We start from the raw sequence: 21,173 nt of genomic DNA on the forward strand, positions 1-21,173 counted from the left end.
GAGATTGCCATGTCATTGTATAAGCAGCTACTGATCGGCATCTGTCTGTTTACATTGGTTCTTTTATGCGGAAATTACGTGATCACGCTTGAAAGCTCACGTGAGCAATACAGTAATCAGCTGAACTCGCACGCTCAGGATGCCGCGACCGCGCTGGGCGTTGCACTGACCGGCCATATTGACGACCCGGCAGTGATCGAGCTGATGGTAGATTCCATTTTTGACAGCGGTTATTTCTACAGCATTCGCCTGGTCGATGTGAAGAGTGGTAAGACGTTAATTGAGCGAAAAGGCACGCCGCAAAGTGCGAATGTTCCCCAGTGGTTCGCACATCTCGTGAGACTGCGGCCAGGCGTGGGCGATGCCATTGTGATGAATGGCTGGATTCAGGCAGCACGTGTTGAAGTGGTCAGCCATCAGATGTTTTCTGTGGCCCGGTTATGGAACAATATGGTCGCCAGTTTCCTGTGGTTGAGCCTGTGCAGTTTGCTGTGCATCCTGTGCGCGATGTTCATGTTGCACCGCAGCCTGCGCCCCTTGAATAACGTTGTTGAGCAGGCTCGCTCCATCTGCCACCGCGAGTTTCGCAAAGTCACCGATGTACCTAAAACACCGGAGCTGATGCGTGTTGTCGAAGCCAGCAACATGATGGTTTCGCAACTGAAAGCCCTGTTTCATGAGCAAGCAGAACGCACCGAATCTCTGCGTGAAGCCGCCTATCGCGATAGCCTGACGGAACTCAATAACCGCCGCGCGTTTGATATCAAACTGCAATCACTGCTGAGCGACGAAGAGAGCAAAGAAGGGAACCTTATTTTACTGCGGGTGCAGGATCTTATCGGGTTGAATCAGCGCATCGGCGCAGAAAAAGCCGATGAACTACTGAAATCTATTGCCACTATTTTGCGCGAACTACAGAAACGCTTCCTGCGCAACGAGGGTTTTCTCGCCCGCATTCGCGGCAGTGAATTTGCTCTCCTGACCGGCGAGTTTCTTCCGCCAGAACTGGAAAACACGTTGTCCAGGCGGCTGAAAGCGCTTAACGACACGGGGATGAGCGATACCTCGCCCGTCGCCTATTTCACGCATGTTACGTTTCGCATGGGTGACACGCCACAGGCGGTGCTGACGCAGGCCGATCACGCGCTGGCGGAGGCCGAAACGGAGAAACATTACGCCGCCGAACCGTGGATAACAGCAACGGGATACAGTGAGGAGAACCATCACCAGTGGCTTAGCAAACTCGAAAAAGTATTGAGCGCAGAAAAGTTTATCCTTTACGCGCAGCCGGTATTTTCCTGTCACGATCAACAGCGCATTTTGCACTATAAAGTGCTGGCGCGAATAAAAGAGGATAATGGCGAATTAACGCCTGCCGGACATTTCATGCCCTGGATTCATCGGTTTTCACTCAGCTTTCGTATGGATTTAGTCATGCTTAAGCAAATACTGCGTGAAATGACAAATATCCCCTACCCTTTAGCGCTGAGCATCAGCGGTGAAAGCGTAGCGAATGACGAAAAACTGGATGCGATATTACAGCTGTTAAAAAATGCGCCGAATCAGGCCAGTCGCTTAACACTCGAACTGGATGAAAATGAATTGCCCCATGCCGAGCGCGTCAATGAACTGGTTAATAAACTTAAAGCCGTGGGTTGCCATCTGGGTATTCAGCATTTTGGCGGTAGATTCAATTTGATAGGTAATTTACCTCAATGGGGGCTGGCCTGGATAAAGGTGGACGGCGCCTATATTCATCTTATTGATACAGAAGAAGACAAGAGAATTTTTATTGAAGCGATGTACTGGGCAACCCGGCAAATCGATCTTCCGCTTATTGCTGAGCGAGTGGAAACATCCGGAGAATTAGCGATACTCAATAAAATAGGTCTCTATGGGGCAATGGGGCGTTACTTCGGCGATCCCGGTTTATTGTCGAAACAATAAGTTAATAGTCACATCATAAATACAACAGGAGTTAAGCATGCATTACATTGAACGCGATGCTGAAGGACGAATTACACGAGTCGAATCCTCGCCATTTGCGGGGATGGTAGAACAGCGTGAAGAAGATACTCAAGAAATCACCGAATGGATTCGTATACATGCCATGCATCAGGAGACGCTTAAACGGCTCCAGCAAAGCGATCTTGAAATGGTTCGTGTGCTGGAGGATCTTATTGAAGTATTGATGAGTAAAGGAATTATTAGTATTACCGATCTGCCGCAAGCCGCGCAAAGCAAACTGATTAATCGCACGCAAGCGCGACTTACACTCAGCGGGCTGGAACGTTTAATCGATGATGAAGATGAGGGGATCTTCTGAATTATTTTTCACTTTCGGAATAATCATCAACTTATAATAAATACTATTTTTTAGGAAAAATCACATAACTTTTAAATAACATTTCTTTTTTATCTTAGGAATAATCACGAACCTTAAAATAAGATGACCCTTAGGAAAAATCACATTTCCTTAGAAATCATGTTGATTTTATTTTAGGAAAAATCACCACCTTTAAAACAACGCTTTAGAAATAATGATTCCGATACCGAATATAATTACCCGGGCATCGATTATTTAATTTAACAAATGCATTTCTGATTATTCAGCGGCAAATATCTGACGTATTTAAGAGGCTAATTTATATGAGTGTCGGGGTCGTAAAAACAGTTATAGGACAAGTCTTTGCGACCTCCCCTGACGGAAGCAGACATCTGCTGGTTGAAGGCGACACAATCCAGGAAGGAGAGCAAATAGATACGGGTGCCGCAGGTGCCATTTCGATTACCTTATCCGATGGAAAAACCCTCGATTTGGGCCGTGATACCCATTGGGATAGCCACGACGTTGCTTTAACCGCGGACTCCGAAACCCCATCCACAGACGTTGAAGCCATCCAGCAGGCGATTGCCGCCGGGCAGGACCCGACGCAAACCCTTGAAGCACCTGCTGCAGGCCCGAATGCCAACGCCACACCCGCCGCGCCGGATGGCGGTGAGGAAGGCGGTAGCCACACTCAGGTCATCCTCGATCTTACCGGTGAGATCCTCGATCCCACCGCCGGATACCCCACTGCCGGAATTGATAATCCCGATGGCGACCTGCGTGAAGAATTAGGCCTTCCTGCATCCGAACAAGGCCCCGAAATCGCTGCCGCGAATGCAGATGCTGACTCCGATGCGGATGCCGATGCGGATTCCGACGCTGATGCCGACGCCGATGCGGACGCGGATTCTGACACGGATGCAGACGCCGACTCGGATGCAGATTCTGACGCTGATGCTGATGCTGACGCCGACTCGGATGCCGATGCGGATGCGGACGCAGATTCCGATGCCGATGCAGATGCCGACTCGGATGCTGATGCGGACGCTGATTCGGATGCGGATTCCGATGCGGACTCCGATGCAGATTCGGATGCCGATGCTGATTCGGATGCGGACGCCGATGCCGATGCCGATGCCGATGCCGACTCCGACTCCGACTCCGACTCCGATGCGGATGCCGACGCGGATGCGGATGCCGACGCGGATGCGGATGCGGATGCGGATGCAGACACCGATGCAGATGCAGATTCTGACGCGGATGCTGATGCAGATGCAGATTCGGATGCAGATGCAGATGCAGATTCGGATGCCGATGCAGATGCAGATGCGGATTCCGACGCTGACGCAGACTCCGATGCAGATGCGGATGCCGACGCCGACGCCGACGCGGATGCGGATGCGGATGCGGATGCGGATGCGGATGCCGATGCCGATTCCGACGCAGACACTGATGCAGATGCCGATGCGGATGCCGACGCAGACGCAGACGCTGATGCAGACGCGGATGCAGACACTGATGCCGATGCGGACTCTGATGCGGACTCCGATGCCGATACCGATGCCGACGCTGATTCGGATGCCGACGCTGATGCGGATTCCGACGCGGATGCTGATGCTGATGCCGATGCGGACGCCGACGCGGATGCTGATTCGGATGCCGATGCAGACTCTGATGCCGATGCGGACGCCGACGCCGACGCCGACGCGGATGCTGATTCGGATGCCGATGCAGACTCTGATGCAGATTCCGATGCGGATGCCGATGCCGATGCCGATGACGATGCCGATGCAGATGCCGACTCCGATGCAGATTCTGATGCCGATTCGGATGCTGATGCGGACGCGGATGCCGATGCGGATTCGGACGCTGATGCCGACGCCGACGCGGATGCCGACGCGGATGCCGACGCAGACGCCGACGCGGATGCCGATGCGGATGCCGATGCGGATGCAGATGCCGATGCGGACGCGGATGCCGACGCTGATGCAGATTCCGATACAGATGCAGACGCTGATGCGGATGCAGATTCCGACGCGGATGCAGACGCAGATGCCGACGCTGATGCAGATGCGGACTCCGATGCGGATGCGGACGCCGACGCTGACTCTGATGCAGATGCTGATGCGGACTCCGATGCAGACGCAGATGCTGATGCGGATGCGGATGCGGACGCCGATGCGGATTCTGATGCAGACTCCGACGCTGATGCAGACTCCGACGCCGACTCGGACGCAGATTCCGATGCCGACGCCGATGCTGACTCCGATGCCGATGCCGATGCCGACGCGGATGCTGATGCAGATTCCGACGCCGACGCAGACGCAGACGCGGACGCGGATGCCGATTCAGACGCTGATGCGGATGCAGACGCCGACGCCGACGCAGACGCAGACGCAGACGCAGACGCCGATGCCGACTCTGATGCAGATTCGGATGCCGACGCTGATTCGGATGCCGATGCAGATGCGGACTCCGATGCCGATTCGGACGCGGACGCTGATGCCGACGCAGATGCAGACGCCGACGCAGATGCAGACGCCGATGCGGACGCTGATGCGGATGCTGACTCCGACGCGGACGCGGATGCAGACGCAGATGCAGATTCCGATGCAGATGCAGATGCAGATGCAGATGCAGACGCCGACTCCGACGCGGATGCGGATTCCGACGCCGATGCCGACGCTGATTCGGACACCGACGCCGATGCGGATGCGGATTCTGACGCCGATGCAGATTCTGACGCGGATGCTGATGCAGATGCGGATTCCGACGCTGACGCTGACTCGGATGCCGATGCGGATGCCGATGCTGATGCTGATTCCGATGCAGATTCGGACGCCGACGCAGATTCTGATTCAGACGCGGATTCTGACGCCGACGCGGATGCGGATGCGGATGCCGATGCGGACTCCGATGCCGATGCAGACTCCGATGCCGATGCTGATGCTGATTCCGATGCGGATGCGGATGCCGATGCCGATGCCGATGCCGATGCGGACTCGGACGCCGATGCAGACGCCGATTCCGACGCCGATGCCGATGCCGATGCCGATGCCGATGCCGATGCTGATGCTGACTCCGACGCCGATTCCGACGCTGACGCTGATGCAGATTCCGACGCGGATGCTGATTCTGATGCGGATTCCGACGCTGACTCGGATGCGGACGCCGATTCCGATGCTGATTCTGACGCCGATGCGGATGCGGATTCTGACGCCGACGCGGATGCGGATTCCGACGCCGATGCGGATTCGGACGCCGATGCCGATTCCGACGCCGATGCCGATGCCGATGCCGATGCCGATGCTGATGCAGACGCTGACTCGGATGCGGACGCCGATTCCGATGCTGATTCTGACGCTGATGCAGATGCGGACTCCGATGCAGATTCGGATGCCGATGCGGATGCGGATGCTGATTCTGACTCCGATACCGATGCCGACGCTGATTCGGATGCCGACGCTGACTCGGATGCCGACGCTGACTCGGATGCCGACGCTGACTCGGATGCCGACGCTGACTCGGATGCCGATGCAGATTCGGATGCCGATGCGGATGCCGATTCTGACGCTGATGCTGACTCGGATGCCGACGCTGACTCGGATGCCGACGCCGATGCAGATGCGGACGCTGATGCGGATTCCGACGCCGATGCGGATTCCGACGCGGATGCTGATGCTGATGCAGACGCCGACTCCGATGCCGACGCAGACGCTGATGCGGACTCCGATGCAGATTCGGATGCGGATGCGGATGCGGATGCGGATGCGGATGCGGATGCGGATGCTGATTCGGACGCTGATGCCGATTCTGACGCGGATGCTGATGCAGACTCCGACGCGGATGCGGATTCTGACGCAGACTCCGATGCCGATGCCGACGCCGATGCGGACTCAGATGCTGATCACCCTTCTGATTCAGGCAGCGATTCGGATGTGCATCTGACTGTAACGGTGACGCCGGGCAGCAGTACGGATAATTCGTCTGACAATGACGTCATTCATATTAATGGCGGCAGCGGCAATCCAGATGGTTATGACATACAGAATGGCGTGATTGTTGCTATCGGCGACAACGTGCAGATCTGGCTGACACCGGACAGCCCGGACGGCGCAATTCAGGGGGATTTTGTTCCCAAATGCAGCGATCCGAGTCAGATTCACTATTACGACAGCAACGGTAACGTGAACGGCAGCTCAGCCGGTCATACCGATATTTTTGTGGTGGGCGATCATACCGGCGGCTACTACCAGCAGGGTGACTGGTCGAACGATCACTATGATTTCCGTCCAGTCAATAATATTACCGGCAACCAAGGTGTACCTGAGGGCGAAGCGGGCAAAGACTATATTTTTGTTAACGGTGACAGTTCGAATTACAACGTAACGGGCGTCGATCACCCGGATAACCATCAGAACAACTCCGTTGATAACGTACAGATCACCAATACGGAAAATGGCTCGCACCCGATCGGTAATGCGAACGGTGTCGAAGGCATTATCTTTGGCGATGGCCCCTCTTCCAGTCTGGGCGGCTCTACGGATGTGACGCACTCCGTAACGCTGAACGTCGATGTGGATCTGCAAAGTTCCGACAGCAGCGATCATCTGAACTCGATCACGATCAATGGTCTTCCGGAAGGGGCTCAATTTGGCGGCGAATATACCAGCGTCACCTACGATCCTGAGCATGGCAGCTACACGCTGACGTTTGATGACAGCACTACCCATTACGACGGGCAGGTAACGGTTACCCTGCCGGATGGTGCAAGCAATCTCGGCGAGATAACCATAGATGTCGGCTCCACGGCATCTGATCAGATCGATCACGACTTCACCTTCGATGGCGAAGAAGGCGGGCAATTGACCAGCGGCACGGAGAGCGCGTCGGCTGATACCCTGCATCCAGTCTCAGAAAGCGTGGCTACAGATGTCACGCATGATGAAGCACACGCTACCACAACGGATGATTCCGGCACGACAGCGACGGATGACGCCAGCGCCGTAACCGCTGATGATGCAGGCACAACCACGGCTGAAGAGACTGCCAGCGACGCAGTCGCAGCGCAGCCCGATACGGCAGCAAGCAGCGATAGCAGCGCTCAAGCGGTGCCAGTCGCAGACGCGACCGTGACCAGTATCGAAGCCGTTGATGTTCATCTCACGGTAGACGTTAGGCCGGGTAGCCAGTCGGAAGAGGCTTCTGATAACAAAGTGATGCATATCAACGGCGGTAGTGAAGATCCGAACGGCTACGATGTGCAGAATGGCGTCATTATCGCGATTGGCGACAACGTGCAAATCTGGCTGACGCCGGACAGCCCGGACGGCGCGATTAAAGGCGATCACGTTCCGGAATGCAGTAATCCGGGTCAGATTCACTATTACGACAGCAACGGTAACGTGAACGTGAACGGCAGTTCGGCCGGTCATACCGATATCTTCGTGGTGGGCGATCACACTGGCGGCTACTACCAGCAGGGTGACTGGTCGAATGATCACTATGATTTCAGGCCAGTACATAACATTACCGGCAATCATGGTGTGGCTGAGGGCAGCGCTGGCAAAGACTACATCTTTGTTAACGGTGACAGCGCGAATTACAACGTTTCCGGCGTCGATCACCCGGCAAATCACCAGAACAACTCCATCGATAACCTGCAAATTACCAATACCGAAAATGGCTCGCACCCGATCGGGAATGCGAACGGTATTGAAGGCGTTATCTTCGGTGACGGCCCCTCTTCCAGCCTGGGCGGCTCGACGGAGGTTACGCACTCCGTAACGCTGAACGTCGACGTGGATCTGGAAAGTTCGGACAGCAACGATCATCTGACGTCGATCACCCTTAACGGGCTTCCGGAAGGCGCTGAGTTTAGCGGTGAATATACCGACGTCAGCTATGACGGCGACAAAGGGTCGTACACCCTGACCTTTGACGAGCATGCCACCCATTACGATGGGCAGATTTCCGTCGACCTCCCGGAAGGCCAGCATGATATCGGTGATATCTCAATGGAGGTGAACTCTACCGCCTCTGAGCATCACGATACTGACTTTAGCTTCAATGCCGGGGAAGGCGGGCAATTCGTCAGCGGAACCGACATGACCGACAGCGACGATCACCCTGCGGATGACGCCGCTGATAGCGCGCACATTGAAGCCACCAGCGCAGCAGTGGATGACCTCTCGCATGCCGATGCCGGTGATACCCACGCGAATACCGATGATACCCACACCGATGCCGGAGATGCACCTGCCGACGCAGAGACAGCCGCCGATACCGATGCGACGGCTGCCGATAACGCCAGTGCGCCATTACTGGTCGATAGCAGTGAGATCAGTCTGGACTTTGGCAGCAGCGAAGATGCCGAAGCGCACGACGACCAGAGTATATCGACAACGGATGCAGGTTCGCTGAATAACCTGCTGGAAGACGATGGTGAGCAGGCTGAGAACGACACGGGCGGGACAGCGGATCACGCAACGCAGCCTGACAACAGCAGCGCTTCGGGTGAAGGCAGCGAAACTGCCTCACAGGATAGCGGCGACAGCACCTCGCCAGGCCTTGACCAGGATCAGCAGATCAACTTCAGCGACATCATCCTTGATGGTGACGAACACCAGGATCTGGCAAGCCTTATCCAGGGTGACAGCGCGCCAGCCACGCCAGTCGATCCCACGGAGGATACCGATCATCCCGCCCCTGCCGCACCTCCCGGTGAAGGCGGCGATGACGCGGGCAGTGGTGATGGAGGCAGTCACGATGACATGGATAACTTGATCGCCAAACCCGACAGCGATGGAGGCTGATGATTCAGCTCCCTTTTGCCCGGAATAAACCTCAACGCAGTACAAGGTGACATATGTTATATCGCAATACGCTGTTATTCGGAGTTGGGCTCTCGCTGCTTTTACTGAAAAGCGCGAACGCCACGACGCTTGAGCAAGCGGTGAAAGATGCCATCCTCTGGCATCCGGATGTGAGCGCTTCCAGTAATCGTCGCTATTCGGCGGAACAGGATCTGCGCGCAGCGCGTGGGGGATATTATCCCAGCGTGGAACTCTCTGCGGGAACGGGTTGGGAGCGAACGGATAACTCCACCACGCGCGCAGAGGGATACCATCGGCGCGATCTGCAACGCAACGAATCCAGCATTTCGGTGACGCAGAACCTGTTTAGTGGTTTTGCCACCCGTAGCGAAGTGGCCAGACAGACCGCCACGGTCAACTCCCGCGCCTGGACGGTACTGGACACCAGCGAAACGACGGCGCTGACGGCGATTCAGGCCTATCTGGATGTGCTGAGAGGTCGCCAGATGGTACTGCTGGCAGAAGATAACCTGAAAAACCACGAGCGTATTTTCGATCAAATTACCTTACGTACCGAGCAGGGCGTTGGCCGTCAGGCCGATTACGAACAAGCCGAAGCCCGACTGGCGCAGGCACGCAATAACCTGCTGACGGAACAGACCAACCTGGATGATTCGCTGGCGAATTATCAGAGCGTGGTTGGTAAAGAAGCCGATGATCTCACCCTTCCTGCAAAGTCGGCGATCCCTGACTCGCTGGAAGCGGCGCGAAAAGTGATGTTGCAAAACAGTCCATTACTGAAACAAGCCGATGAAGATGTGGAAGCCACACGGCAGCAATATGAAGCGGCGAAGTCACGTTTTTACCCCAGCGTAAATCTGGAAGTGGCGCGCACAATGGATGACAACATTGACGGCACCCGGGGCCATAACCAGGAATGGCAGGCGATGGTGCGCATGAGTTACAACCTCTACAACGGCGGCAGTGATAAAGCGGCCTTAATGTCCGACGCTTACAAAATGAAGGAAGCGCAGGATGTCAAAAACAACGCCCTGCGTCAGCTTAACGAAGAGTTACGCCTCTCCTGGAACGCGTTACAGAACGCCGAGAAACAGGTTCCTATCGCCAAAGATTATGCAGATCGAAGCAAGACGGTTCGCACCGCTTATCAGGAGCAGTTCAGCTTAGGCGATCGGTCACTGCTGGATATGCTCGACAGCGAAAACGAAGTTTTCACCGCGCAACGCCGTTACGTTGAGCTGCAATTTATCGAGATGTTTACGACGTACCGTATCAACGCACGTACCGGAACATTACTCAAGACACTGAATATCCAGCCGCCCTCTTCGGCTCAGCCCGTTGACGAGTTGCAAACTTCAAAAGTCGAATTACCGGAACTGAAGTAACAGTTCGGATTCAGGCAAGGGTATTTCAGGTGTTCCGGATGGAATATTCCCTTATTGGTTCTCCGCATAGCAGATTTACCGCTGGTTTGAGAGGTCAGAATATGACGCAACATGATGATTCTCAAGATAACACTGATTCGTCTAATGAGATTCTCAGGAGCGATCCACGACAGACACATGACGATCCTTTACTGGATTGCCTGATGATTGTCTGCACGCTGCACAACATTACTACGTCGCGTCACGCCTTAACGTCCGGGCTGCCGCTAAAAAACCATACGCTGATCCTCAGCATTTTTCCGCGCGCGGCGGCACGGGTCGATTTGAAAGCGAGAACGCTCCAGCGCCCGCTTCAGACTATCTCTTCCCACTCATTACCGGCGATCCTGCTGCTGAAAAACAACCAGGCTGCCGTGCTGGTCGCCTGGGACGGAGAAAAGGCGCGGCTGTTACCGAGTGAAACGGAAGGTGGGGAAATTACCCTGACGCGCGAAGAACTGGAGGAGGATTACAGCGGTGTCGCGATCTTTCTCCAGCCGCAGCATGAATACGATACACAAGCGACGGCGAAGATTCCGCGTACCAAAAACTGGTTCCAGGATACGCTGAAGCTCTCGAAGTTTCTCTATATCGATGCGGTGATTGCCAGTCTGCTGGTTAATATCATCGCACTGGCCGCTCCACTGTTCGTTATGAACGTCTATGATCGCGTCGTACCCAATCAGGCGACGGTGACGTTATGGGTGCTGGCAATTGGCATTACCATTGCCTACTTTTTTGATTTTATTCTGAAAATATTGCGCGGCATGTGTCTGGATCTGGCGGGTAAAAAAACGGATCTGATCGTTTCTGCGGCGCTATTTGAACGCATGCTGGGCATGAAGATGAAGCTTCGCCCGCCGCGCGTCGGAAGCTTTGCGCAAAATTTCCAGGAGTATCAGTCAGTGCGCGATTTTCTCTCCTCGCTGACGCTGACCGGGATGATCGACTTTCCTTTCACCCTGCTCATTGTACTGGTCATCGGCATCATCGGCGGCCCGCTGGTTTTTATTCCGCTGGTCGCCTACCCGGTTGCGTTGGTGGGTAACTGGCTGCTCCAGCGCCCGTTGATGTCCAGAGTCCAAAAAACGTTCCGCTTGTCCAGCGAGCGTCAGGCCATGCTGGTCGAAACCCTGACCGGGCTTGATGCCATCAAAGTGAATAACGCGCAAAGCGAACGCCAGTATCAGTGGGAACAGATTATTGGTCAGCTCAGTAAAATGGAATTGAAGGTGAAATCGCTCTCGTTCGTCGCGGTTAACTTTACCTCGTGGGTGCAGCAGGCCAGCGGAGTGGCGATTATCGTCGCCGGGGTTTATGTCATTATCAGCGGTAATCTCACCCAGGGCGGCCTGGTTGCCTGCTACTTACTGCATCGCCGCGCCATGATGCCTGTCGGACAGCTTTGCGGGCTGATTACCCGTTATCAACGGGCAAAAACCACCAAAGAAACCGTGGATCGCATGATGGATCTGGAGCAGGAGATCCACGACGATGAGGTTCCGTTAAAACGCGAGAAACTCTCTGGCGCGATTGAGTTCCGCGATGTCACGTTTCACTATCCATCCAATCAATATACATCGCTGAATAATATTTCTCTGACTATCAAGCCGGGCGAAAAAATCGGCATTATTGGCCGCAGCGGTTCCGGCAAAAGCTCGCTGGCAAAATTGCTGGTCGGCTTCTACCAGCCGGATGCAGGCAGCATATTGATTGACGATATCGATGCCCGGCAGTTGGATGTGCATGAGCTGCGCCACAACATTGGCTATGCGCCGCAGGATATTCATTTATTTAGCGGCACGTTGCGCGACAACTTGCTGTATGGCGCCAGCTATATGGATGAAGAAGCGATGCTGCAGGTGGCTACAATCACCGGCGTGCATGAGTTCGCGCGTCGCCATCCCTCCGGCTATAACATGCGCGTGGGAGAGCGTGGAATGAACCTTTCCGGCGGCCAGCGCCAGGCGGTGGCGCTGGCCCGCGCGCTGCTGCTCAATCCCCCCATTTTGTTGATGGATGAACCGACCAGCTCAATGGATAACACGAGCGAAGAACTGATCAAAAAAGCCTTGATGCCGGTGGTAGCCGATAAAACGCTGTTATTGGTGACCCACCGCGCTTCATTACTGTCACTGGTTGAACGACTCATCATTCTCGATAACGGCAAAATCATTGCCGATGGTCCGAAAGAGAGTGTGATGAGTGCTCTGAAAAAGGGGCAAATCCATGCGAATCGTTGACATGCTTAGCCGCCTGATGGGCTGGCTTTTCGGCGACAGAAAATCCAGCCCAATCGCCATTAATGAAGTCAATCAGGCGGTAATCGATGACTCACCGCGCGTTATGCGTATCACGCTGTGGGCAATATTTGCCTTTTTTATCTGCATGTTTTTCTGGTCGGCCCTCGCCGATATTGATGAAGTGGCGCGCGGAGAAGGCCGGGCGATTCCCTCTGCTCGTCTGCAAAAAATTCAAAACCTGGAGGGCGGGATTGTCGCTCAGGTCTACGTGCGCGATGGCGATATTGTGAATGCCGGTGCGCCGCTCATTCGGCTCGATGATACCCGTTTTCGTTCGAATGCCGAGGAAACCGGTGCCGATCGTTTGGCATTGCGGGCGCGCGTAGAGCGCCTGACAGCCCAGACGAATGGCGACACAACGCTGACGTTGTCACCCGATATTGTTAAAGATGCGCCGGATATCGCCAAAGGCGAAATGGAACTGTTTACCAGCATTAATAACCGCGTCAACAGCGCTATCGCGGGGCTGAATGAACAGCTGGTGCAAAAAAAACAGGAACTGCTTGATATGCAGGCCAAAGCCGGGCAGTACCGGAAAAGCCTGCAATTGTTGCAACAGGAGATCAGCCTTTCTGTCCCGTTAATCAGCAAAGGCGCGATCTCCCGCGTGGAAGTGTTGCGACTCCAGCGAACAGAAGTGGAGACGCGCGGGCAACTGGACACCACAACAGTGGCGATACCGGGTGCGGTAGCCGCGGTAAAAGAGATAGAAAGCAAAATCAAAGAGACGCTGGACAATACCCGCAGCGACGCACTCACTCAACTGAATCAGGCTCGTACCGATCTCAGCAAAGCCGAAGCAACCAACAAAGCGATTGAAGACCGGGTCAATCGCACCATGGTCGTCTCACCGGTACGGGGGATTGTGCAGCAGGTCATGGTCAACACCATTGGCGGCGTTATTCAGCCAGGAAATGATATGGTTGAAATCGTACCGCTGGATGACACGTTGCTGATTGAGGCAAAAATTCGCCCGCAGGATATTGCCTTTATCCATCCGGGGCAGGAAGCGATGGTGAAATTCTCCGCTTACGATTACACCATTTACGGTGGTCTGCCTGCCAAACTGGTGCAGATAAGCCCGGATACGGTGACAGATAAGGATGGGAATAGTTTCTATGTTATTCGTCTGCGCACCGATAAAAACCATCTTGGCACTGACGATAAACCGTTATTAATCATTCCGGGTATGGTGGCTTCGGTCGATATTATTACGGGTAAGCGCACCATTCTTCAGTACCTGTTAAAACCGCTCTTGCGCGCCAGAGCAGATGCATTACATGAAAGGTAAAATCACGACGGGTGTCGCTGCGCCGCCACCCGTACACCATCGCCCGGCCCCATCAGATGATCTTTTATTGTGTTCTTCGAGCGAACAGCGCCCGCCGGGGATCTTCAATTTCAATAAGTTCCATTCGGCGCGTAAAACAAACGCCCGGTTAACCCTTTTATGCGGCCTTTTCGATAACCAGCAGATATAGCTGTACCGTTGAGGCATATGTATAATCCCCCGATTCCGAGCAATGTACAGTATAAAAAATGTCTAAGATTGGTTTTATATCGTTAGGGTGTCCGAAAAACCTGGTCGATTCCGAGCGCATCCTTACCGAGCTGCGCACCGAAGGTTACGACGTTGTCCAGAGCTATGACGACGCCGATATGGTTATCGTCAATACCTGCGGCTTTATCGACAGCGCGGTGCAAGAGTCGCTGGAAGTCATCGGCGAAGCGCTGAACGAAAACGGCAAAGTTATCGTCACCGGTTGCCTGGGTGCGAAAGAAGATCAAATTCGCGAAGTGCATCCGAAGGTGCTGGAAATCACCGGGCCGCACAGCTATGAGCAGGTGCTGTCCCATGTTCATCACTATGTGCCGAAACCGAAACACAACCCGTTTATCAGCCTGGTGCCGGAACAGGGCGTAAAACTGACGCCGCGTCACTACGCGTATCTGAAAATTTCCGAAGGCTGTAACCACCGTTGCACCTTCTGCATCATCCCGTCGATGCGTGGCGATCTGGTGAGCCGTCCGATTGGCGATGTGCTGGCCGAAGCCAAACGTCTGGTCGATGCGGGCGTGAAAGAGCTGCTGGTGATCTCGCAGGATACTTCCGCTTATGGCGTGGATGTGAAGCATCGCATGGGCTTCCATAACGGCGAGCCGGTGAAAACCAGTATGGTCGGCCTGTGCGAGCAACTGGCGAAGCTCGGCATCTGGACGCGTCTGCATTACGTTTATCCGTATCCGCACGTTGATGATGTCATTCCGCTGATGGCGGAAGGCAAAATCCTGCCGTACCTGGATATCCCGCTGCAACACGCCAGCCCACGCATTCTCAAGCTGATGAAGCGCCCGGGTTCGGTCGATCGTCAGTTAGCGCGCATCAAACAGTGGCGTGAGATTTGCCCGGAGCTGACCCTGCGCTCCACCTTTATCGTCGGCTTCCCTGGTGAAACCGAAGAAGATTTCCAGATGCTGCTGGATTTCCTGAAAGAAGCGCGTCTGGATCGCGTCGGCTGCTTCAAATACAGCCCGGTGGAAGGCGCAACGGCCAACGAGCTGGCGGATCAGGTGCCGGAAGAGGTCAAAGAGGAGCGCTGGAACCGCTTTATGCAGTTGCAACAGCAGATCTCGGCGGAACGTTTGCAGGAAAAAATCGGCCGCGAAATTCTCGTCATCATTGATGAAGTGGATGAAGAAGGCGCGATTGGCCGCAGCATGGCAGATGCGCCTGAGATCGACGGCGCGGTGTACCTGAACGGTGAAACCCGTGTCAAACCGGGCGATGTGATCCGCGTGAAAGTGGAAAACGCCGACGAGTACGACCTGTGGGGCTCCCGCGTTTAATGCCATAAAAACCCGGCTACTATGCCGGGTTTTTTGTTTCTGCTGTACCATTTCCCCAGATCAAATAAGCCGACGCCGCCATCCGGCAATAGAGATCGGCCTTACCCTTTAATCTTCGGATCCAGCGCGTCGCGCAGGCCGTCGCCGAACAGGTTAAACGCCAGCACCGTCAGAAAAATCGCCAGAGATGGAAACAGCGCCACATGTGGGGCAATCACCATATCCGCACGTGCTTCGTTGAGCATCGCGCCCCACTCCGGCGTCGGCGGTTGCGCGCCCATTCCGAGGAACGACAGGCTGGCGGCAGAGATAATCGAGGTGCCGATACGCATGGTGAAATAGACCACAATCGACGACACCGTTCCCGGCAGAATATGGTGGAACAAAATCACCGTATCGCTGGCACCGATGCTGCGCGCCGACTCGATAAACGTCTGCTGCTTCAGCACCAGCGTATTGCCGCGCACCAAGCGGGCAAAAGCGGGCACCGAGAAGACGGCCACGGCAATGATCACATTCGCCATCCCGCTGCCCATCACCGCCACCACCGCAATCGCCAGCAGAATGCCGGGAAACGCGAACAGCACGTCGCAGATGCGCATGATAAGGCGATCCCACCAGCCTTCGTAATAACCCGCCAGCAACCCAAGCACCGTACCAATCGCTGCGCCAATCAGCACGGCAAAAAGGCCGGCCGCCAGCGAGATCTGCGCGCCAACCAGCACGCGGCTGAAGATATCGCGGCCCAGCGAATCGACGCCGAACCAGTGCACCAGCGACGGCCCTTCATTCAGCCGGTCATAGTCGAAGTAGGTTTCCGCATCGTAGGGAGCAATCCACGGCGCAATTACCGCCAGCAGGATCAGCAGCAGCACAAACAGCCCGGCGGCCATAGCCAGTGGCTGGCGGCAAAAACGTCGCCAGAACTCATGCCACGGCGTGCGGACATGTCCCGGTTTCACCACCGGCATGGCGTTCAAAATCGCCTGTCGGCGCCAGTTAAACAATCGCATCCTTACTTATACCTGATAGCAGGGTTGAGCGCGGCGTAGAGCACATCAACCACCAAGTTGATAAGAATAAATTCCAGCGAAAAGAGCAGCACTTCCGCCTGGATCACCGGGTAGTCGCGCATTTCCACCGAGTCCACTAGCAAACGCCCCAGCCCCGGCCAGTTAAAGACTTTTTCCACCACAATCGAGCCGCCCAGCAGGAAGCCAAATTGCAGCCCCATCATAGTGACGACCGGGATCATCGCATTACGCAGACCGTGCTTAAGGATCACCCAGCGCTCGCTGACGCCTTTGGCGCGCGCGGTGCGCATATAATCCTCATTCAGCACATCAACAAACGAGGCGCGGGTGAAGCGCGCCATCACGGCGGCCACGGCCGCGCCCAGCGTCAAAGAAGGCAAAATATAGTGCTGCCAGCTATCGGCGCCCACGGTCGGCAACCAGCCCAGTTCAACGGAGAAGATTTGCATCAGCAGCATCCCCAGCGCAAAAGCGGGGAATGAGATCCCGGTGACCGCCAGCGCCATTCCCAGATGATCCGGCCAGCGGTTGCGCCACACGGCGGCGGCAATGCCGGCACCCAGCCCGAACAGCATCGCCCAGAACATGCTGGTGAGGGTTAGCAGCAGCGTCGGCATAAAGCGGCTGGCGATCTCATCCACTACCGGGCGGCGGGACGCCATCGAAATGCCGAAATCCCCCTGCAACACGCTGGTGATGTAGTGCCAGAACTGTAACCACAGTGGCTGATCCAGCCCAAGCTGGCGGCGCACCAGTTCAATCACCTGCGCGTCAGCCTCCTGCCCGGCAATCAGCCGCGCCGGATCCCCTGGCAGTAAATGCACAAATAAAAACACCAGCACAGCCACAATCAGTAGCGTCGGGATCAGGCCCAGCAGGCGTTTAATAATATAATTAAGCATCGCTTGTTCCCTCATGCCCCCTTCCGTCCGGTAAGGTGGAATGAGTCAGTTATTTCACCAAATCAGCATTGTCAAAGCTGAACCCGGTATCGGGCATGATATAGAAACCGGTCAGCTTCTTGTTATGCGCGGAAACCAGCTTTTCCACCACCAGCGGCACCCATGGCGCCTCCTGCCAGATGATGTCCTGCGCCTGTTTGTACAAACGCTCTTTCTCTTGCGGGCTGAAGGTTCTTAGCGCATCGGCAAAATCTTTATCCACCTGTGGGTTACTGTAAAACGCGGTGTTGAACTGCGTCGGCGGCCAGTTCCATGAAGCAAACAGCGGCGACAGCCCCCAGTCTGCTTCGCCGGTTGAGGCCGACCAACCGGTATAAAACATGCGTACGCCACTCTCTTTCTGCCCTTTGGCTTCCACTTGCGCCGCGCGCTGCCCGGCATCCATCGCGGTCACCTGCACTTTAATCCCCACCTGCGCCAGTTGCTGCTGGGTAAACTGCAACACCTTCTGCGCGGTACTGTGGTTATGCGACGACCACAGCGTTGTGCTGAAGCCCTGCGGATAACCCGCCTCTTTCAGCAGCTCGCGGGCTTTTGCCGGATCGTAAGGCCAGGGCTGATATGCCTGCGAATAGGGGATCGACGGCGGCAACACGCCGGTAGCGGGCGTAGCGAAACCGGCAAAAGCTACCTTCACCAGCGCCGGGCGGTTGATAGCGTAGTTAATCGCTTCGCGCACTTTCGGGTTATCAAACGGTTTTTGTGTGACGTTCATGCTGATGTAACGCTGCATAATCGACGGGCTGGCGACCAGTTCAAGCTTGCTGTTTCTCTTCAGCACTTCCGCCTGCTCATAAGGGATCGGAAATGCGAACTGCGCCTCGCCGGTTTGCAGCATCGCCGCACGCGTATTGTTATCCACCACCGGGCGCCAGGTGATGGAATCGAGTTTCGGCTGCCCTTTCTGCCAGTAACCGTCGAACTTCTTCACCTTCACAAAGTCGGTCTGATTCCAGGCTTCCAGTTCATACGGGCCGGTACCCACCGGATGAAAACCGATATCTTTGCCGTACTTTTTTAGCGCCGCCGGAGAGATCATCGCCGTTGCCGGATGCGCCAGGATATTGATAAACGCCGAGAAAGGCTGCTTAAGAATGATTTTTACCGTGTAGCGATCCACCACCTCGGTTAAGTCGATATTTTTATACAGGTTGTAGCGCTTCAGGCTGTTATCCGGATCGCTGGCGCGATCGAGGTTGGCCTTAACGGCTGCGGCATCAAAATCGGTTCCATCCTGAAACTTCACGCCCTGACGCAGGAAAATGGTGTAGATCAGCCCGTCGGCAGAAACTGTGTAGCTTTGCGCCAGCACGTTTTCCAGTTTCATATCTTTATCCAGGCCAAACAGCCCCTGATAAAAGGATTTTGCTACCGCCTGCGACAGCGTGTCATTGGCATCATAGGGATCGAGCGTGGTGAAATTGGAGCCGACCGCAACCACCACGTCTTTCGCGGCAAAGGCCTGCGTGGCGGTCAGCGCGAACAACATGCCTGCAACGAGCCGCCACTGCCGGTAAACGAATTGTGTCATGTTGCTCTCCTGAATAACCCTGCCACTGCTCAGTTAAAAACGGGACTGCGTACTGCCAGGCGTGGAACGGGCAACATAGTGCCCCGGCCCCACGTTCTGCAACTGCACGCGTTGCATTGACTCGCCGCGCTTGCGGATATTGCTGGGCATGTCATCAGATAACAGCACTCTTTGCGCATGGGTATGCGCAGGATCGGCCACCGGAACCGCCGACATTAATTTGCGCGTATAGGGGTGTTGCGGGTTTTCGAATACCGCGCGGCGCGGGCCAATCTCAACAATCTGCCCAAGGTACATTACCGCCACCCGGTGGCTGATGCGCTCCACCACCGCCATATCGTGGGAAATAAACAGGAACGCGATCCCCATTTCACGCTGGAGATCGAGCAATAAATTGATGATCTGCGCGCGGATAGAGACATCCAGCGCCGAGACCGACTCATCCGCCACTACCACGCGCGGATTCAGCGCCAGCGCGCGGGCAATGCAGATGCGCTGCCGCTGGCCGCCGGAAAACTCATGCGGGTAACGCCAGGCGTGCTCCGGTTTCAGGCCGACGCGCTCCAGCAGCCACTCAATCCGCTGATGTCCCTCTTTTTCCGCTAATAAATTGTGCACCCGCAGCGGCTCGATAATCGAATCGCCCACCGTCTGGCGGGGATCCAGCGAAGCATAAGGATCCTGGAAAATAAACTGAATATCGCGACGCACCTGTTTCAATTTGCTGTCCGGCAACGTGTCGATCCGCTGGCCGTTAAAGATAATCGAACCGCCCTGACTCTCCACCAGCCGCAGCAGCGCCCGCCCGGTGGTTGACTTTCCACAGCCGGATTCACCGACCAGCGACAGCGTTTCGCCCGGCCAGAGATCAAAGCTGACGCCTTCCACCGCATGTACCTCTTTGGTCACGCGGTTGAGAATGCCGCTGCGCAGCGGAAAGCGCGCTTCCAGATCGCGCACCTGCAAAATCGGCTCGCCCGGCACCACCGTATTCTGTTCGGTTTCCGCTTCCTGATGCTGAGGGTTTTTCATGGAAATCAGCGGAAAGCGGCGCGGCAGATTGCTGCCGTTCATCGCGCCAAGTTTGGGCACTGCAGCCAGCAGCGCTTTGGTATAAGGATGCGACGGCGCATTGAAAACCTGATCTACCGTGCCCGTCTCCACCGCTTCGCCATCGTTCATCACCAGAACCCGGTCGGCGACATCCGCCACCACGCCCATATCGTGAGTGATAAAAATCACCCCCATCGACATCTCTTTTTGCAGCACCGCGATCAGTTGCAGGATCTGCGCCTGGATCGTGACATCCAGCGCGGTGGTCGGCTCGTCGGCGATCAGCACCGCCGGGCGACACGACAGCGCCATAGCAATCATCACCCGCTGGCGCATGCCGCCGGAAAGCTGATGCGGGAAGCTGGATAAAATAGCCTGCGACTCCGGAATGCGCACCAGGTCGAGCATGCGCCGCGCTTCATTCATCGCATCTTCACGCCCCAGCCGCTGGTGCAGGCGAATCGACTCGGCAATCTGCTCGCCAACCGGAAAGACCGGGTTGAGCGAGGTCATCGGTTCCTGAAAAATCATCGCAATGTCAGCGCCGCGCACGCTACGCATCTGCGACGAAGAGAGGCGGGTCAGATCCACTTTCTGGCGATTGCGCCGCGTCAAGCGCATATGATCGCAGCTCACTTCACCGCCTGCCTGTTCAATCAGGCGCAGCAGCGACAGCGCCGTCACCGATTTACCGGAGCCGGACTCGCCGACAATCGCCAGCGTTTCGCCCCGTTTCAGGGAAAATGAGAGGTGACGTACCGCCGGGGTCAGCTCTTTTTCATCACGAAAACCGATATTCAGATTGCGGACATCCAGCACCACATCGGCATCTGTCTCAACCCCGTGCGACACCC

General features: G+C 55.5%; 11 protein-coding genes. 7 read left to right on the forward strand and 4 right to left on the reverse strand.

Annotated elements, in window-relative coordinates:
• Positions 1-9: 9 nt before the first annotated feature.
• The 7 genes from CWM66_RS04550 (at position 10) to rimO (ending at position 15,739) form a co-directional block, all read left to right on the forward strand.
• Entirely contained in the window at positions 10-1,947 is a 1,938-nt protein-coding gene (locus tag CWM66_RS04550) for an EAL domain-containing protein (RefSeq protein ID WP_072438508.1), read from the forward strand.
• A 37-nt stretch (positions 1,948-1,984) separates the two neighbouring features.
• The gene (locus CWM66_RS04555; protein WP_007374039.1) at positions 1,985-2,326 is read left to right on the forward strand and encodes a hypothetical protein; all 342 of its coding nucleotides are present in this window, start codon (positions 1,985-1,987) and stop codon (positions 2,324-2,326) included.
• A 323-nt stretch (positions 2,327-2,649) separates the two neighbouring features.
• Positions 2,650-9,144, forward strand: a complete 6,495-nt coding sequence (locus CWM66_RS29455; protein WP_107146282.1) for an adhesin — start codon at positions 2,650-2,652, stop codon at positions 9,142-9,144.
• 53 nt (positions 9,145-9,197) lie between these two features.
• Positions 9,198-10,550: a TolC family outer membrane protein gene (locus CWM66_RS04565; protein ID WP_007374035.1), complete on the forward strand. Its 1,353-nt coding sequence runs from the start codon at positions 9,198-9,200 to the stop codon at positions 10,548-10,550.
• Positions 10,551-10,651: 101 nt separating this feature from the next.
• Positions 10,652-12,832, forward strand: coding sequence for a type I secretion system permease/ATPase (locus tag CWM66_RS04570; RefSeq protein WP_035943547.1), 2,181 nt, complete (start codon positions 10,652-10,654; stop codon positions 12,830-12,832).
• Positions 12,819-14,183, forward strand: a complete 1,365-nt coding sequence (locus CWM66_RS04575; RefSeq protein WP_035943230.1) for an HlyD family type I secretion periplasmic adaptor subunit — start codon at positions 12,819-12,821, stop codon at positions 14,181-14,183. The genes CWM66_RS04570 and CWM66_RS04575 overlap by 14 nt, the downstream gene beginning before the upstream one ends.
• 248 nt (positions 14,184-14,431) lie before the next feature.
• Complete coding sequence (gene rimO / locus CWM66_RS04580; RefSeq protein WP_035885906.1) at positions 14,432-15,739, forward strand: 30S ribosomal protein S12 methylthiotransferase RimO; 1,308 nt, start codon at positions 14,432-14,434, stop codon at positions 15,737-15,739.
• A gap of 101 nt (positions 15,740-15,840) precedes the next feature.
• Here rimO and gsiD read toward each other — a convergent pair whose 3' ends face one another.
• Genes gsiD through gsiA form a run of 4 tightly spaced genes read right to left on the reverse strand, consistent with a single transcriptional unit; the run spans position 15,841 to position 21,171 of the window.
• Positions 15,841-16,752 carry a glutathione ABC transporter permease GsiD gene (gsiD, locus tag CWM66_RS04585; protein WP_007374031.1) on the reverse strand — a complete coding sequence of 304 codons (912 nt, stop codon included), beginning with the start codon at positions 16,750-16,752 and terminating at the stop codon, positions 15,841-15,843.
• 2 nt (positions 16,753-16,754) lie between these two features.
• The gene (gene gsiC / locus CWM66_RS04590) at positions 16,755-17,675 is read right to left on the reverse strand and encodes a glutathione ABC transporter permease GsiC (protein ID WP_007374030.1); all 921 of its coding nucleotides are present in this window, start codon (positions 17,673-17,675) and stop codon (positions 16,755-16,757) included.
• 49 nt (positions 17,676-17,724) lie between these two features.
• On the reverse strand, positions 17,725-19,266 hold the full coding sequence (gene gsiB, locus CWM66_RS04595) for a glutathione ABC transporter substrate-binding protein GsiB (protein WP_007374029.1): 1,542 nt from the start codon (positions 19,264-19,266) through the stop codon (positions 17,725-17,727).
• 33 nt (positions 19,267-19,299) lie between these two features.
• Positions 19,300-21,171, reverse strand: a complete 1,872-nt coding sequence (gene gsiA, locus CWM66_RS04600) for a glutathione ABC transporter ATP-binding protein GsiA (protein WP_007374028.1) — start codon at positions 21,169-21,171, stop codon at positions 19,300-19,302.
• Positions 21,172-21,173: the final 2 nt, after the last annotated feature.

Source organism: Kosakonia sp. H7A (assembly GCF_003028445.1).
Lineage (GTDB): Bacteria > Pseudomonadota > Gammaproteobacteria > Enterobacterales > Enterobacteriaceae > Kosakonia > Kosakonia radicincitans.